Annotated in this window: 16 protein-coding genes; 9 read left to right on the top strand and 7 right to left on the bottom strand. The window is 69.9% G+C overall.

Features of this window, described 5'->3' with window-relative positions:
• Positions 1-37 precede the first annotated feature (37 nt).
• Positions 38-1,678, bottom strand: coding sequence for a carboxylesterase/lipase family protein (locus ACO2Q3_RS01685; protein ID WP_423304643.1), 1,641 nt, complete (start codon positions 1,676-1,678; stop codon positions 38-40).
• Between the two features lie 298 nt (positions 1,679-1,976).
• On the opposite strand from ACO2Q3_RS01685, the gene ACO2Q3_RS01680 reads away from it, so the two are divergent.
• Together ACO2Q3_RS01680 and ACO2Q3_RS01675 are read left to right on the top strand one after the other, a co-directional pair.
• Positions 1,977-2,600, top strand: a complete 624-nt coding sequence (locus ACO2Q3_RS01680) for a hypothetical protein (protein ID WP_423304642.1) — start codon at positions 1,977-1,979, stop codon at positions 2,598-2,600.
• 77 nt (positions 2,601-2,677) lie between these two features.
• Entirely contained in the window at positions 2,678-3,331 is a 654-nt protein-coding gene (locus ACO2Q3_RS01675) for a hypothetical protein (protein ID WP_423304641.1), read from the top strand.
• A 25-nt stretch (positions 3,332-3,356) separates the two neighbouring features.
• On the opposite strand, the gene purL is transcribed toward ACO2Q3_RS01675, so the two are convergent.
• Positions 3,357-5,558, bottom strand: a complete 2,202-nt coding sequence (gene purL, locus ACO2Q3_RS01670) for a phosphoribosylformylglycinamidine synthase subunit PurL (protein ID WP_423304640.1) — start codon at positions 5,556-5,558, stop codon at positions 3,357-3,359.
• A gap of 139 nt (positions 5,559-5,697) precedes the next feature.
• Between purL and ACO2Q3_RS01665 the strand changes: the two genes are divergently transcribed.
• On the top strand, positions 5,698-5,847 hold the full coding sequence (locus ACO2Q3_RS01665; protein WP_423304639.1) for a hypothetical protein: 150 nt from the start codon (positions 5,698-5,700) through the stop codon (positions 5,845-5,847).
• Positions 5,848-6,060: 213 nt separating this feature from the next.
• On the opposite strand, the gene purQ is transcribed toward ACO2Q3_RS01665, so the two are convergent.
• From purQ to purC, 4 genes are read right to left on the bottom strand one after another with little or no spacing between them, the layout of a single operon-like run.
• Positions 6,061-6,720, bottom strand: a complete 660-nt coding sequence (gene purQ / locus ACO2Q3_RS01660) for a phosphoribosylformylglycinamidine synthase subunit PurQ (RefSeq protein WP_423304638.1) — start codon at positions 6,718-6,720, stop codon at positions 6,061-6,063.
• Positions 6,717-7,193 carry a DUF3291 domain-containing protein gene (locus ACO2Q3_RS01655; protein WP_423304637.1) on the bottom strand — a complete coding sequence of 159 codons (477 nt, stop codon included), beginning with the start codon at positions 7,191-7,193 and terminating at the stop codon, positions 6,717-6,719. The genes purQ and ACO2Q3_RS01655 overlap by 4 nt, the downstream gene beginning before the upstream one ends.
• Positions 7,190-7,438 (bottom strand): phosphoribosylformylglycinamidine synthase subunit PurS, encoded by a 249-nt coding sequence (gene purS, locus ACO2Q3_RS01650; RefSeq protein WP_423304636.1) that lies wholly within the window; start codon positions 7,436-7,438, stop codon positions 7,190-7,192. Before purS ends, ACO2Q3_RS01655 begins: the two co-directional genes overlap by 4 nt.
• Positions 7,435-8,193 carry a phosphoribosylaminoimidazolesuccinocarboxamide synthase gene (gene purC, locus ACO2Q3_RS01645; RefSeq protein WP_423304635.1) on the bottom strand — a complete coding sequence of 253 codons (759 nt, stop codon included), beginning with the start codon at positions 8,191-8,193 and terminating at the stop codon, positions 7,435-7,437. Before purC ends, purS begins: the two co-directional genes overlap by 4 nt.
• Before the next feature lie 183 nt (positions 8,194-8,376).
• Here purC and ACO2Q3_RS01640 point away from each other — a divergent pair, with 183 nt between their 5' ends.
• The 3 genes from ACO2Q3_RS01640 to ACO2Q3_RS01630 all read left to right on the top strand — a co-directional run bounded on the left by ACO2Q3_RS01640 (position 8,377) and on the right by ACO2Q3_RS01630 (position 10,374).
• Positions 8,377-9,264 (top strand): ion channel, encoded by an 888-nt coding sequence (locus ACO2Q3_RS01640; RefSeq protein ID WP_423304634.1) that lies wholly within the window; start codon positions 8,377-8,379, stop codon positions 9,262-9,264.
• 77 nt (positions 9,265-9,341) lie between these two features.
• Positions 9,342-9,659: a DUF1476 domain-containing protein gene (locus ACO2Q3_RS01635; protein ID WP_423304633.1), complete on the top strand. Its 318-nt coding sequence runs from the start codon at positions 9,342-9,344 to the stop codon at positions 9,657-9,659.
• A 124-nt stretch (positions 9,660-9,783) separates the two neighbouring features.
• Complete coding sequence (locus tag ACO2Q3_RS01630; RefSeq protein WP_423304632.1) at positions 9,784-10,374, top strand: metalloregulator ArsR/SmtB family transcription factor; 591 nt, start codon at positions 9,784-9,786, stop codon at positions 10,372-10,374.
• A gap of 30 nt (positions 10,375-10,404) precedes the next feature.
• On the opposite strand, the gene ACO2Q3_RS01625 is transcribed toward ACO2Q3_RS01630, so the two are convergent.
• Complete coding sequence (locus ACO2Q3_RS01625) at positions 10,405-11,919, bottom strand: spinster family MFS transporter (RefSeq protein ID WP_423304631.1); 1,515 nt, start codon at positions 11,917-11,919, stop codon at positions 10,405-10,407.
• A gap of 230 nt (positions 11,920-12,149) precedes the next feature.
• Between ACO2Q3_RS01625 and ACO2Q3_RS01620 the strand changes: the two genes are divergently transcribed.
• The 3 genes from ACO2Q3_RS01620 (at position 12,150) to ACO2Q3_RS01610 (ending at position 14,601) form a co-directional block, all read left to right on the top strand.
• Positions 12,150-12,785, top strand: coding sequence for a glutathione S-transferase family protein (locus ACO2Q3_RS01620; RefSeq protein ID WP_423304629.1), 636 nt, complete (start codon positions 12,150-12,152; stop codon positions 12,783-12,785).
• A complete protein-coding gene (locus tag ACO2Q3_RS01615; protein ID WP_423304628.1) occupies positions 12,782-13,195 on the top strand; it encodes a GFA family protein in 414 nt (137 codons plus the stop codon). The genes ACO2Q3_RS01620 and ACO2Q3_RS01615 overlap by 4 nt, the downstream gene beginning before the upstream one ends.
• 137 nt (positions 13,196-13,332) lie before the next feature.
• Positions 13,333-14,601: a mechanosensitive ion channel family protein gene (locus ACO2Q3_RS01610; RefSeq protein WP_423304627.1), complete on the top strand. Its 1,269-nt coding sequence runs from the start codon at positions 13,333-13,335 to the stop codon at positions 14,599-14,601.
• Positions 14,602-14,631 lie beyond the last annotated feature (30 nt).

Raw genomic sequence — 14,631 nt, 5'->3', positions numbered from 1 at the left:
TGCCAAACCCAGGCGCGATCAGGGATCGCGCCGTCGGTCAGGTGCCGGGCTTGATGTAGGGAACCGCCTCGAAGAGCCGCCGTTCCTCGCCGCGCGGATCGTCCGCCACCCGGGAGACCGCGTCGAAGATCATCGTGGCCCGGCGGGCAAGGTCGTAGTGCGGCCAGGGCGGCCCTCCGTCCGCGGCAGGGTCGCCATGCCGGGCGAGGGAAATGAAGGCGCGGCTCATCGCCGCCGACGCCGCGCGGGCGTCGCTTGCGGTCCCGGTGAGCGCCCCGGGCTTGTCCAGGTTGCCGAACACCAGGGGGATGTCGAGGGTGTGGAAGGCGCCGAGCCGGCCCCCCTCGGCGGGGGACCGGAAGTCCAGCTGATACATCCAGGTTGGCGCCGACCCGGTGAGGGCGGCCTGGCGCGCGCGCTGCTCGGCCACGATCAGGTGGCCACGCATGGACCGGCCGGCCGTGGTGGCGGCGAAGAACACGTCGCTGGGGCCGTAGGCCGGGTAGAGCTGGCGATAGCGGGCGACCACGTACTCCGGGCTGAGGTCCGAGAGCATGTCGGCTTCCAGCCTGGCCGGCAGATCGTCCCAGGTCAGGGCGAAGTTGCGCGGGTCGTGCAGCAGGCCGCGGGTCTCGTCGTGGGTGTTGCCGACGATCATCGGGATCGCGGCCGAGCGTGGCGCGGCGTCTGGATAGAACGGATGGCGCGGCAGCACGACCTGGTCGAGCACCGGGCCGAAGAAGATCGGGCCCTTGCGCAGCACCGGATCGACGCTCTCGGTGGCCGCGAGCAGCCGGTCGGCGGGGAGGGTGCGCAGGGCGTCGACCTGGTCCGGCTTCAGGCCGAGGGCGGCGAGGATCGCGCGGGCGCGCTGAGTGGCGTGGATCGGGCCCGAGGCGGTGATCGCCTGGCCGCTCATGGTCGCCGCGCGGTGGAACAGGCCGTCGGCGGCCGGCGCGCCCATCAGCGTGCCGACCTTGTCGCCGCCGCCCGACTGGCCGAACACCATCACCCGGCCCGGATCGCCGCCGAACGCGGCGATGTTGCTCCGCACCCATTGCAGCGCGAGCACGAGGTCCAGCCCGCCGACATTGCCGGACGCCGCCAGGTCCGCCCCGCCCAGCCGCGCCAGATACAGATAGCCGAACGCGTTCAGCCGATGGTTCAGGGTCACCACCACCACGTCGCCGCGCCGGACCAGGGCCACGCCGTCGTAGGTCGGGTCCGACCCGGAGCCGTGCGCATGCGCGCCGCCGTGGATATAGACCATCACCGGCCGGCGTCCGCCGTCCGCCAGCGCCGGTGTCCAGACGTTCAGGCAGAGGCAGTCCTCGGACATCGGGCCGGGCGCACTGGTCTGGGGCGAGGCCGGGCCGAAGCCCAGCGTCGGCCTGACGCCCTCCCAGGGCGCCGGCGGCTGCGGCGGCAGGAACCTCCGCCCGGTGGTGTCGGCGCCGTAGGGGATGCCTTTGAACACCAGGACGCCCTGGTCGACGCCGCCGCTCACGCGGCCCTGGCCGGTGACGGCCACCGGCGCGCCAGGATCGGCGAAGGCCGCGCCGCCGGCCGCGGCGAAGCCGATCGCCAGGGGTGTTCCCATCGCCACCGCGCGGCGGCTGGGATTGGCGTCGCCCCGGGCGGCGCTGCGACCTGGTGGAAGAGGGGGCGCGGCAGTCATGGCATCCTCCCGGTAACCGGTGTCATTTTTCGTCTGAGACTAGGACTTTCAGGGGTGGGGAGTCGCGGTAAATCTGCATCGGCCGGCCTGTCTTCGCGAGGTTGCGGCGAAATCGTGGAGGCGGCGGTGAAGACAAACAGAGTTCGGCGCCCAGGCGCCGCAATTGCGCGGGCCGCCCCTCGTCCCTGAGTTCCGGCAATCACCCGTAATGGGCGGTCAAAAACAAGCGTGACGCATAATCTGGGATGCAAATTCGTGCGAGAGGCGATATGTTGATGTTGCTGGAGGGGTCTGGCGTTTGACTCGACGAATCCTCATCCTCGCCTTGGCCATGGGTCTGACCGCGTGCAGCGCGGTGCAGAGCCATCTTGCGTTCTGGAAACGCCCGGCCTCGGCGTCCGCGACCCTCGCCCAGGTGCCCGCGCCGTCGCCGACGCCGCCTGCGCCCAAGCCGGCCGAGGGGCTGTGGGCAATCCTCGATCCCGGCTGTCCCAAGCCTAGCCTGACGAATTTCCACGCCTGGCCCAAGTGCGCCTCGCCCTTCTGGATCAGCCGTGAGACCGCCGTGGTGGTGACCTCCAAGTTCGAGCGCAGCGGCAAGGCGCCAGACCGCAGCTACCGCGCCGACTACCGGCTGGCCGCGGGCGATCCGGTGATCGCCCAGGTCGGCACCCAGAAGGACGGCTACATGTTCCTGGCCCTCACCGAGGTGACCCGGGACGAGCAGGGCCGCATGGTGGGCGCCACCGGCGCCGCCTTCGCCTGCCCGGCGCCGATCCTGGGCGCCATCTCGCTGCGACCCAACCTCAACGGCTGCGACACCGCCCCCCCGGACAGCGTCCGCGCCGCCGCCCGCGAGACGCTGGAAGATCACGCCGCCCTCAGCCGGGTGGCCTGGATCGCACCGGGCGCGCCGTCCTGACCGCGACATCGCAGGGCCTGCGCCGCATCCTGGCGGCCGTTTCGATCCTGCCCCTGGGCCTGCTGGCGGCCTGCAACGTGGTCGTCACCAAGACCCCGCTGTTCACCGCCGCCGACGAGGCGGGCGCCCCGCCGCTGCGGCCCGGCGTCTGGGTGATGCGCGATCCCGACTGCACCTTCGACGAGACCCGCCCCATGGACAGCTGGCCCGACTGCGCCGGCGGCATGGTCTACGAGGGCGGCATGGCGCTGGGCGTCTCGCGCAAGGACGGCAAGCTGACCTGGAAGCGCCAGCCCCTGGTGATCGCCGGCGGCGATCCGCGCATCGCCCAGGTCCGCTTCCAGATGAATCTTTCCAGCGGCGCCGGCGACGTGAAGAGCGGGCAGAACACGACCCTGTTCGGCTATGCCGCCGTGCGGCCGCTGAAGGTCGGGCCGGGCGGCAAGGTCATCGCCTTCAGCTACTGGCCGGTGCAGTGCGGTCCGCCGCCACCGCCGCCCAAGCCGAACGCCAAGCCCGAGGTCGCCTTCCAGCTGGGCACGCGCCATCCGCTGCCGGGCATCGAGATGAAGAAGGGCGACGCACTGTGCACCACCAGCTCGGTGGACGCCCTGCGGGGCGCCGCCAAGGCCAGCGAGGCCTGGCGCGAGAAGGAGATGACCGCCCACTGGGCCCGCGCCCCCGGCCCGGGCGACCGCCCGCCGCCCGGCGCGCCGGTCAGCGAGGAATAGGCGCTCCGGCCAGCTGCCCCGGAAATCAGCCGCCCATGTATGCGGGCATCCAGGCTTCGTTGACCTGACGCAGGCGGGCGAGGGGGATGCTGAACAGGCCTGTCGAGGCGAACGCCTCGCCGCCGGCCACGCCCACCTCGGCCAGGGGAACGCCGGACGCGAGCGCGGCGGCGATCACCGCCTCGGGCTCTGACGTCGCGACCAGGTAGCGCCCCTGGTCTTCGCCGAGCAGCAGCGGATGGGCGTGCGCCGCGCTGGTCACGTTCAGGGTCAGGCCGACGCCGGAGGCCAGAGCCATCTCCGCCGCCGCGATGGCCAGGCCGCCGTCCGACAGGTCGTGGACGGCGCCGATCCGACCGGCCTTGATCAGGTCGCGCACGAAGTCGCCGTTGCGCCGCTCGGCCGCCAGGTCCACCGGCGGCGGGGCGCCGTCCTCCCGGCCCAGGCATTCGCGCAGATAGAGGCTGGCCCCCAGTTCGCCGCGGCTGACGCCCACCAGCAGGAGGACCTGGCCGGCCTTGGCCCCGGAGAAGTCGGACCGCTGGGCATAGTCGGCCAGCAGGCCCACCGCGCCGACCGTGGGGGTTGGTGGGATCGCCGCGCCATTGGTCTCGTTGTAGAGGCTGACGTTGCCGCTCACGACGGGGAAGTCCAGGGCGCGGCAGGCCTCGGCCATGCCGTCGATGGCGCGCACGATCTGGCCCATGATCTCGGGCCGCTCGGGATTGCCGAAGTTCAGGTTGTCGGTGATGGCGATCGGCTCGGCGCCGACGGCGGTGAGGTTGCGCCAGGCCTCGGCCACGGCCTGCTTGCCGCCCTCGTAGGGGTCGTTCTGCACATAGCGCGGGGTGCAGTCCGAGGTCACCGCCAGCGCCTTGCGCGAGCCGTGCACGCGCACGATGCCGGCGTCGGCCCCGGTGGACGAGTCCTCCAGGGTGTCGGCCATCACGTGGCGATCGTACTGTTCCCAGAGCCAGCGCTTGGAGGCGACGTCCGGGCAGGCGATCAGCTTCAGGATCGTCGCTTCCCAGTCGGTCGGCGCCGGGATGGTGGCCGGATCCAGGCGCGGCTGCAGCGCCGGCTGCACCCAGGGCCGGTCGTACAGCGGCGCATCGTCGGACAGCGGCGCCAGCGGCAGGTCGCAGACCACCTTACCCTTGTGCTTCAGCACGATGTGGCCGGTGTCGGTGGTGCGGCCGATCACGGCGGCGTCCAGGCCCCATTTCTCGAAGATGCGATGGCCGTCGGCCTCGCGGCCGGGCTTGAGGATCGCCAGCATCCGCTCCTGGCTCTCCGACAGCATCATCTCATAGGCGCTCATGCCCTCTTCGCGCTGCGGCACGGCGTCCAGGTCGAGCTCGATGCCGACGCCGCCCTTGCCGGCCATCTCCACGGAGGATGAGGTCAGGCCGGCCGCGCCCATGTCCTGGATCGCCTCGACCGCGCCGGAGGCCATCAGCTCCAGGGTGGCCTCGATCAGCAGCTTCTCGGCGAAGGGGTCGCCGACCTGCACGGTGGGGCGCTTCTCCTCGGAGTCCTCGTCGAACTCGGCCGACGCCATGGTCGCGCCGTGGATGCCGTCGCGGCCGGTCTTGGAGCCGAAGTAGACCACCGGCAGGTTCGGCCCCGGCGCGGCCGAGTAGAAGATCTTGTCGGCGTCGGCCAGGCCCACGCACATGGCGTTGACCAGGATGTTGCCGTCGTAGCCGCGGTGGAAGTTGGTCTCGCCGGCCACGGTGGGCACGCCCACGCAGTTGCCGTAGCCGCCGATGCCGGCAACCACGCCGGCCACCAGCCGCCGCGTCTTCGGATGCTCGACGTCGCCGAAGCGCAGGGCGTTCAGCAGCGCCACCGGCCGCGCGCCCATGGTGAAGACGTCGCGCATGATGCCGCCCACGCCGGTCGCCGCGCCCTGGTAGGGCTCGATGAAGCTGGGATGGTTGTGGCTTTCCATCTTGAAGACGCAGGCGTCTCCGTCGCCGATGTCCACCACCCCGGCATTCTCGCCCGGGCCCTGGATCACCCGCGGTCCCTTGGTGGGGAACTTGGCCAGGTGCTTGCGGCTGGACTTGTAGGAGCAGTGCTCGGACCACATCACCGAGAACACGCCCAGTTCCACCAGGTTCGGCTCGCGGTTCAGCCGGCGCAGGATGACGTCGTATTCCTCGGCCTTGAGGCCGAACTCGCGGGCCGTTTCGGCCATGGTCTTGGGCTGGGAGGCGCTCATGGCGGGCTAATAGCGGGGTTCGCGGGCGGAGGCGATAGGGCAGGGCCGTCCGGGCCCCGGCTTCGCTTGGAACAGGCGCGTCCGCCCACGGGTTGAACCGATGTCGCCACCTTTCGGCGTCGCCAAACGGAGCGGAGACATGGGCAACCAGTCTGACAAGAAGCCGCCTCAGCAACAGGCGAACCCGCAACGTCAGGCTCCCGGCCAGCAGCACCAGCAGCAGACCGGCCAGCCGGGCCAGAGGGCCCCGCAGCAGGGCGACCAGTCCAGACGGGATGATCGCCGCTAGCCCGGCGCCCCAGACATCGCGGAAATGACATCAGGGGCCGGCGTTGGTTCGCCGGCCCTTCGTCGTTGAGGGGCCGGCCCCCATCCCGGCCTTCGGCCGTACTTCCCCCAAGGGGGGAAGAGAACCAGCGCTTCAGCTCGCACCTCCGTTCTCTTCCCCCGCTGGGGGAAGTCCCCGCGAAGCGGGGGAAGGGGGCTCCAGCGGAGTGCGAGCCTAGGCGCTGGCCAGCACGCTCTGGAACAGGATCGCGCCGTCGGCCGAGCCGAGTTCGATCTCGAACGCCCGGTCGGGGTGGGGCATGATGCCCAGCACGTTGCCGGCGCCGTTGACGATGCCGGCGATGTCGCGGGACGAGCCGTTGGGGTTGGCCTTGTAGCGGAACACCACCTGGCCCTCGCCCTCGAGGCGGTCGAGGGTGTCCTCGTCGGCGAAATAGGCGCCTTCGCCGTTGCCGATGGTCATGCGCGCGTCGCGCTGGCGGTAGGCGGAGGTGAAGCGGGTCTGCTGGTTGACGATGTCGAGGTCGACCGCCTTGCAGACATACTTCAGGCCCGCGTTGCGCAGGAGCGCGCCCGGCAGCATGTGCGCCTCGCACAGCACCTGGAAGCCATTGCAGATGCCCACCACGGCGACGCCGCGCTCGGCGGCCGCCTTGACCGCGCCCATCACCGGCGACAGGGCCGCCATGGCCCCGCAGCGCAGGTAGTCGCCGTAGGAAAAGCCGCCCGGCAGAACGATCAGGTCCAGCCCATCCGGCAGCGCGCTGTCGCCGTGCCAGACCATGTCGACCGCCGCGCCGGTGGAGCGCTCGATCGCCACCTTGCAGTCGCGGTCGCAGTTGGAGCCGGGGAAGACGACGACGGCGGCTTTCATCGGGCGGGGACCTCTTCAGGCGTTTCGGTGGGGGCGGGGAAGCGGGTGCGGAAGTCGAAGGCGAAGGGCGTGGGGCCGTGCCGGCGGATGTGCAACAGGCGCTCGACGCAGTCGTCCAGGGTCGGGATCTGGCCATCCGGAACCCACCAGATGGCCTGGAAGGCCTCGGTGGGCTGCTCGAACCACTCCAGGCGCCGGCGCACGAAATCGCGGTGCTCGGTGCGGTAGGCGAAGGCGGCGAGATGCTCGACGCTCTCCCAGACGGTGGCGTTGATCAGCACGTCGGGGTCGTCGAACACGCGGCAGTCGGTGGCGTCGAAGCCTGCGCCCTTGGCCCGCCAGATGAATCCCGGTTGAGCCTCGCCCAGCTGGTTGATGTGGTCCAGGGCGGTGCGGAACGAGTCGATCCGCGGGTGGTCCAAAGGCGCAATGAGTTTGGCGACATTGACCTGGGCGACCCGCCAGACGGTCACGCGACCTCCACGCGATAGCCTTCGATCACCGGGTTGGCCAGCAGCTTGTCGCACATCGCCTTGACCTCGGCCTCAGCGGCGGCGCGGTCGCCGCCGGGCAGGTCGAACTCGATCAGCCGGCCGACGCGCACATTGCCGACATCCGGCCAGCCCAGCCCGTGCAGGGCGTTCTCGACCGCCTTGCCCTGCACGTCCAGGACGCCGGGCTTGAGGAATACGTGGACCTTGGCCTTTACGCCGCTCAATGGATACCCCCTTGGATCACCGTCGGCATCTCCTTCATGATGCCCAGCCGCCGCGCGACCTCGGTGTAGCTTTCGATGACGTTGCCCAGATCGCGGCGGAAGCGGTCCTTGTCCAGCTTCTCGTTGGTCGCCGAATCCCACAGGCGGCAGCTGTCCGGGCTGATCTCGTCGGCCAGGATGATGCGCGAGAAGTCGTTCTCCCAGATGCGACCGTACTCGACCTTGAAGTCGACCAGGGTGATGCCGACCGCGCCGAACATCCCCGACAGATAGTCGTTCACCCGCAGGGTCATGGCCATCATGTCGTCGATCTCCTGGGTCGAGGCCCAGTTGAACGCGGTGATGTGCTCCTCGGCCACCATCGGGTCGTGCAGCTTGTCGTCCTTGAAGTAGAATTCGATGATCGAGCGCGGCAGGGCCTGGCCTTCCGGCAGGCCGAAGCGCTTGCTGAGCGAGCCGGCGGCGATGTTGCGGCACACCACCTCCAGCGGGACGATCTCGACTTCCTTGATCAGCTGTTCGCGCAGGTTCAGGCGCTTGATGAAGTGGTTCTGCACGCCGATGGCGTTCAGCCGGGTCATCACGTGCTCGCTGATGCGGTTGTTGATGACGCCCTTGCCTTCCAGCACGGCCTTCTTGGTGGCGTCGAAGGCGGTGGTGTCGTCCTTGAAGTACTGGATCAGGGTGCCGGGCTCGGGCCCCTCGTACAATATCTTGGCCTTGCCTTCGTAGATCTTCTTGCGGCGGGTCATCATCTGCCTTCCTCCAGCAGGACGGCGCCTTCGGAAATGAAAGCGCGCGCGGATCGGCATCCAGCGCGCGGGTTCCGACTCGGGGTCGCGTCTTGCTACTTCAAGGCGGGTCAAGGGTAGCGGAAAGGGACCGTACGCGCAAACATGAGGCGGCTTTCGCAGAACGGGATTCGGGGCGGCCAAGGCATGTCGCAGGACGACAGCGAGACACCGTCGCTTCCCGTCGTCGCGAGAATGGACGCCGCCGCCTCGTCCGCCATCGTGTACCGCGGACTGGACACCCAGGGCTGGCGCGACACCTACCACGCCCTGCTGACCATGCCGGTGGCCGCCTTCATCGGGGTGATGGGGGGCGCCTTCCTGGCGGTGAACCTGCTGTTCGCCTCGCTCTACCATCTGGATCCGGGCGGCTTGCAGGGGGCGCGGCCAGGCAGCTTCGCCGACGACTTCTTCTTCTCGGTGCAGACGCTGGGCACCCTGGGCTACGGGGCGATCGCGCCGCGCAGCCTGTACTGCAACCTGCTGGTCACGGTGGAGATCTTCGTCGGCCTGTTCCAGCTGGCCATCGCCACCGGGCTGATGTTCGCCCGCGTCTCGCGCCCGACAGCGCGGATCATGTTTTCCGACGTGGCCGTGGTCACCGAGCTGGACGGGATTCCCACCCTGATGTTCCGGGCGGCAAACCGTCGCAGGAACCGCATCCTGGAGGCCGAGGTCACCGTCTCGGTGGTGATGGACCGGATCACCGCCGAAGGTCATCGCCTGCGCAGCTTCCAGGATCTGAAGACCATCCGCGCCCGCACGCCGCTGTTCATCCTGTCCTGGCAGGTGATGCACCGCATAGACGAGGACAGTCCGCTCTATGGCGAGACCGCCGAGTCCCTGGCCGCCAAGGCCGCGGAGATCGTGGTGATCATGCGCGGCCTGGACGAGACCTTCGCCTCCACCATCCACGCCCGGGCCTCCTACGTACCCCACGAAATCGTCTGGGGCCGGCGTCTCGTCGATATTTTCGGCCGCGACGCGAGCGGTCGGCGTATCATCGACTTCACGCATTTCCACGCGGTGGAGTAAACTTCGCTGCGGGAACGATTGCGGGCCGGGCCGGCGCGCGATATTCACCGCCGCTCCAAACGCCGACTAGGACTCTCATGACCACCTTCGACGAGCGCGAGAAGGGCTTCGAACGCAAGTTCGCCAACGACCAGGAGCTCGAGTTCCGCGCGACTGCCCGCCGCAACCGCCTGCTGGGCGAATGGGCGGCCGGGCTGATGGGCCTCGAGAACGCCCACGACTATGCCCAGGCCGTGGTGAAGTCCGACTTCGAACAGCCGGGCGACGAGGACGTGCTGCGCAAGGTGAGCAAGGATCTCGCCGGCGCCGGCCTGTCCGTGAACGAGGGCGAGGTTCGCGCCAAGATGGACGAACTGCTGGCCGTCGCCCGCGAGCAGGTGAAGTCCGGCGCCTGACGCCGGGCGTTCCGCGCTTCAAGCGGCTGCGACCTCGATACGGCGCCTCCGTCACGGAGGCGCTTGTTTCGGACCTCATACTTCGATATCTGTCTAATTAGATATGTGTCGAAGGAATGGCGCCATGCCCGAAGCCGACGTCCAGACCCTGTTGTCGTTCTTCAAGGCGATGGCCAACGAGAGCCGCCTGCGCATCGTCGGCCTGCTGGCCGAACGTGAGCGCAGCGTGCAGGAGCTGGCTGAGCTGCTGGAGCTGAAGGAGCCGACGGTCTCGCACCACCTGGCCGTGCTGAAGGGCATCGGCCTGGTCACGGCGCGGGCCGAGGGCGTCACCCACTGGCATGCGCTGAAGCCGGAGGGTCTGACCGACATCAGCCGGGGCCTGTTCGTCGACCAGGCGGTGGCCGCCCTGGCCGGGCCGAAGCCCAGCTGGGAGGACAAGGTGATGGCCGCCTTCGTCCGCCCCGACGGCACGCTGACCCACATGCCCGCCAGTCGCCGCAAGCGCTGGGTGATCCTGGCCTGGCTGGCGCGGCAGTTCGACGAGGACCGCCGCTATCCCGAGCACGAGGTCAACGCCCTGATCCAGCTGCGCCACTGGGACAGCGCCACCCTGCGCCGCGAGCTGATCGGCTACCGCATGATGGCCCGCGAGGACGGCGTCTACTGGCGCCTTCCGCAGACGGAGTGGGTGGCCGAGGGGCCGGCGAACTAGCCGCGGCCCCCCGAAGCCCGTTCCCAGGCCTCAGGCGGCCTCGCCCCGGGCGGCCCGCGCCTCGGCCAGCGCCTTCACCAGGCCGAACGAGCCCAGCAGGTAGTGGAAGGCGGCCCAGGCGTAGAAGAAGATGCTGACCACCACGCCCTGGCGCGAGGAATTGGCCAGGGTGTGCAGGCACAGCGCCTTCAGCGCCGGATCGGCGCCCTTGGGCGCGACGCCGCCCGGGCAGGCGTGGGTGAAGTCGCCGCCCGCCTGCGCCGGGGCGACCAGGCCGGTCAGCGAGGCCCAGGCGCCTTGTCCGCCGCCGTGCGCGAAGTTGAACTGCGCCAGCTGGTCGATCAGCCAGCCGATGAAGGGCGGACCGCCGCCAAGCGCGATCAGGTTGAGGAAGAAGAACAGCAGCGCCGTGGCCGTCGCCCGCCGGCGCGTCTCCACCATGTTCTGCACCACCCCGAACGTCGGGCCGAGGTAGGTGTAGTGGAAGATCCCAGGGACCAGCAGGATCAGGGCGGCGCTCTGCCAGGTGGGCTGGGTGTAGGCGGCGATGTAGATCGGCGTGGCGATGGCCAGGCCGATCGCCGGGGTCAGGGAATACCAGCGCGGGCTGACCCGCGAGAGCCGGTCGCTGACGAAGCCGCCCGCCAGGGTGCCCAGCCCCGAGGAAAAGCCGCCGACCAGGCCGGTGATCAGCCCGACCTGCGCCAGGTTCAGGCCGAAGGCGGCGTTGAAGTACTGCGGCACGAAGGCGCCGCCACCGTACGAGCCGAACGAGGCGATCGTCACGCCCAGCACCATGTTGAGCACCGGCCACTTGCCGAACAGCGCCTTGGCCACGGCGCCCAGCTCCTTCAGCTCCTGGCCGAGGGAGGCGGCGGGCTCGGGCGGGGCGGTAAGGTCCTCAGGGGAGACGGCGGCCTCGATCATGTCGGAGTGGCCGCGCGGCGGCTCCTTCATCAGCAGCTTCACGGCCACGGCCAGCAGGATGCCGGGCAGGCCGACGAGCACGAAGGCGATCCGCCAGCTGAAGTTCTGCGCCAGCCAGCCGCCGGCCACGGCGCCGATCATCGTGCCGAGCGGGATGCCGAACGAATAGATCGACAGGGCGGTGGCGCGCTTCTTGGGCTCGAAATAGTCGGAGATCAGCGAGTGCGACGGCGGCGAACAGCCGGCCTCGCCGACGCCGACGCCGAATCGGTAGGCGGCCAGGGTGGCGAAGTTGGCGGCCGTGCCGCACAGGGCGGTGAAGCCGGACCAGATCACCAGGGCGATGGAGATGATCCACACCCGGTTGAAGCGCTCGGCCAGCCTGGCGATCGGGATGCCCAGCAGGGTGTAGAGCAGGGCAAAATACAGGCCTCCCAGCAGGCCCAGCTGGGCGCTGGTCAGGCCAAGGTCCTCGCGGATCTTGGGCGCGATCGTCGAGATGATCGTCCGGTCGATGAAGTTGAAGGTGTAGGCGCTGACCAGCAGGCCCAGCACCAGCGTCTTGTAGGCGTTGGAAAACAGCGGCTTGGCCGCGGCCGGCGCGGCGGCGTCGGTCATGAACTGGCCTCTCCCCGGGGACTTTATGGTTGCCGCCAGTCTTGGCAGGCTTCGCGCGGGTGCGCCAGGGGCGGGCTTGCGCCACGCGCCGGCGTGCAGGCGATCGGCGGGCAAAGGCGGCCTCGTGCGGCGCCGGACCCTTCTCTACGCGTTGCGCAGGGACTAGACCCGCGTCTCGCGGCCCGGCCGACGGCGGCTGGCGCAACGCAACCAACAGGGAGCCTTGGGCAATGGAACTGCTGATCGGCGACAAGCTGTGGTCCTCGTGGTCGCTGCGGCCCTGGCTGGCGCTGAAGCGCACCGGCCAGCCGTTCACCGAGACGCTGATCCGCCTGCGCCGGGAGGACACCGGCGACAAGGCGCGCGCCGCCGGCTCGCCCACCGGCCAGATCCCGGTGCTGCGCGATGGCGCGGTGACCATCTGGGACAGCCTGGCGATCTGCGAATACCTGGCCGACAAGGCCCCGCAGGCGAAGCTGTGGCCCGCCGATCCGGTCGCCCGGGCGCTGGGCCGCGCGGCCGCGGCGGAAATGCACGGCGGCTTCACCTCGCTGCGCGGCGAATGCCCGATGGACCTGTCGCTGAAGACCGTGGCCGAGCTCTCCGAGGCGACCCAGGGCAACATCCGCCGCATCAGCCAGCTTTGGAACGACCTGCTCGGCCGCTTCGGCGGTCCGTACCTGCTGGGCGAGTGGTCGATCGCCGACGCCTTCTACGCGCCGGTCGCCACGCGCTTCCGCAGCTACGGCGTGCACCTGTCCGACTATGGCGATCCAGGTCCGGCGGGGGCCTACTGCGAGCGCCTGCTGCAGCTGCCGGAGTTCCTGGAGTGGGAGGCGGCGGCCCTGGCCGACGCGCGCGCGTGATCCGCGGCGGCTGCCTTTGCGGGACGATCGCCTACGAGGCCCGCGCCCTGTCCGGCGAACCGGGGCACTGCCACTGCCGCACCTGCCAGAAGGCCCACGCCGCCGCCTTCGCCACCACGGCGCGGGTGATGCGCGAGGACTTCCGCTGGACCCGTGGAGAACAGGCGCTGCGCAGTTTCGAATCCACGCCCGGCAAGCTGCGCCATTTCTGTGGCCTGTGCGGCACGCACATGATGGCCGAGTGGGTGAAGCTGGATCAGGTGATCCTGCGCATCGGCAGCGTGGACGAGGGGCTGGACGCCATGCCGGTGCGCCACATCTGGGTCAGCCATCAGGCGGCCTGGGACGTCGGGACCGACGACCTGCCGCGCTACGCCGAAGGCTATCCGCCCAAGCCGCCGGCGGCGTGAGCCACCGCACCATAGCCCACCTGCAGTGACCCTCTCCCCGCGGGCGGGGAGAGGGCTTGATGGCGGAACTTGGCCGCAGCCTTGCCGTTTTTAGCCGCTAGGGGCGGGGCGCCTGTGCGCAACCCAGCGAGGATCTCTTGGCGACCACTGTCGCAGCCGCCGCCAGCGCGGCGCCAAACGCCGCCCTTCCGGTCGCCCAGCAGCATTCGGCCGGGGAAAAGATCATCCACGCGGTGCGGGCTCTGACCTCGGACGCCCTGCACCTCGACCCGCGCGAAGCGGCGATCAATGCCGGCCTGTCGGTGCTGATCGTGCTGTGCGCGGTGGGGCTGATCTATGGCCTGGGCTGGCTGCTGCGCCGCGGCGCCGAACGGCTGGCGGCCCGCGGGCTGACGCCGTCCGCGGACATGCCGCGCACATCCAAGGTCGCCGCCGCCACCTGGAGCATCATCAAGCTGGTGATCGTCGTCGGCGCGGCGGTGCTGGTGCTGGAGGCGTGGGGCTTCCAGCCCCTGGAATGGCTGTCGGGCCGGCTGGGCGCCACGGCGACCCGGATCGTGGTGCTGATCCTGGCCGGGGCCGGGGCGGTCGAGCTTTCCAACCACCTGATCAGCCGTCTGTTCCACGGGCTGGAAGTGCGCACGGCCGACCGCCGCCGCGCGGCGCAGTTCCGCACCCTGTCGCCGATCATTCGCGGCCTGGTGCAGGGCGTGCTGCTGATCTTCGTCGGCCTGACCGTGCTGTCCGAACTCGGGGTCAAGATCGGGCCGCTGCTGGCCGGCGCCGGCGTGGTCGGCGTCGCCCTGGGCTTCGGCGCCCAGACCCTGGTCAAGGACTTCCTGACCGGCCTGTTCCTGATCATCGAGGACATCGTCTCGGTGGGCGACAACGTGAAGATCGGCAATTTTACCGGCCGGGTGGAGGCGATGAGCCTGCGCACCATCCGCCTGCGCGACTTCGACGGCACCCTGCACGTCTTTCCCTACAGCGAGGCGCAGGTGATCCATAATCGCACCAAGTCGTTCTCCTTCGCCGTGGTGCAGCCGAGGATCAGCTATCTGGCCGACATCGACCGGGCCATGGCGGTGATGAAGAAGGTCGGCGCGCAGATGCAGGCCGAGGAGGCCTTCGCCCAGGTGATCCTCGAGCCGCTGGAGATCGTCGGCATCGACGAGTTCACCGACGCGGGCATGGTGCTCAAGGCGCGGTTCAAGACCTTTCCCGGCGAACAGTGGCGGGTGGGGCGCGAGCTGAACCGCCGCCTGAAGCAGGCCTACGACGCCGCCGACATCGAGATCGGCTATCCCAACGTGGTCGCCGACCGCGCCGAGCGCCGCTCGTTCCTGGAGCATGAGAGCGAAGAGGCCGCAAACACCGCCCGTCCCGACGGCCAGCCGCGGCAATAGCGGGCGGCGCCTGCCGTGCGGGCTGGCGGG

The sequence above is a fragment of the Caulobacter sp. KR2-114 genome, from assembly GCF_049446115.1.
Classification (GTDB): domain Bacteria; phylum Pseudomonadota; class Alphaproteobacteria; order Caulobacterales; family Caulobacteraceae; genus Acaudatibacter.
Note: the sequence above shows the minus strand (reverse complement) of the source record. Positions and strands in the feature narration are given on the sequence as shown.